Source organism: Paracoccus onchidii (genome assembly GCF_028294535.1).
Classification (GTDB): Bacteria; Pseudomonadota; Alphaproteobacteria; order Rhodobacterales; family Rhodobacteraceae; genus Paracoccus; species Paracoccus onchidii.
Window position 1 is genome coordinate 1 of sequence record NZ_JAQBIE010000080.1, and the last position, 641, is coordinate 641.

A 641-nucleotide genomic window follows, 5' to 3' on the forward strand; every position below is an offset into this window, starting at 1 on the left:
CAGCCAGACCGCATATGCGATAACATCAGGCGGGAAACGGTGGCGGCTATAAAGGCGAGCGTGAGTCATGTTGCCATGTCCCACATCCCGTGGCAGCCGACCATAACTTTACAATGCCGGCGCAACGTCACCGGACACATCATGGTGCTTCAGGCGGTTATTGCCCCAAGCCAATCAGCTTCAACAGCGCCTTGTTGCCTTCGTATTCCTGCTCATAGAATTCGGTGAATTCTTCAAGGCCGCGAAATTTGAGTCCAAAGTCCATGTTGCTCAGTTTTTCGCGCACCTCAGTGTCGTTCGAAGCCGCCTCGCAAGCGCTTGCCAACCTTGCGACGATTTTAGTCGCTGTACCTTTGGGCGCAAACATTCCGATCCAGACCGTGACCGGAATATCAAGCCCCAGCTCCTTGGTCGCGGGCACATCTTCAAGCCCTTCAACACGCGCGTCACCGACAACCGCCAGAGGCTTCAACCCAAAGTTCTTGACCCCGCCGGACTGCTCCAAGGTCATGGTCCCCTGACCGGCATTGTAAAGTTATGGTCGGCTGCCACGGGATGTGGGACATGGCAACATGACTCACGCTCGCCTTTATAGCCGCCACCGTTTCCCGCCTGATGTTATCGCATATGCGGTCTGGCTG

At 55.9% G+C, this 641-nt stretch carries 1 protein-coding gene; it reads right to left on the reverse strand.

Annotated elements, in window-relative coordinates; genetic code table 11:
• Positions 1–157: 157 nt before the first annotated feature.
• Positions 158–505, reverse strand: a complete 348-nt coding sequence (locus PAF17_RS20135) for a tripartite tricarboxylate transporter substrate-binding protein (RefSeq protein ID WP_271890830.1) — start codon at positions 503–505, stop codon at positions 158–160.
• Between the last annotated feature and the right edge of the window lie 136 nt (positions 506–641).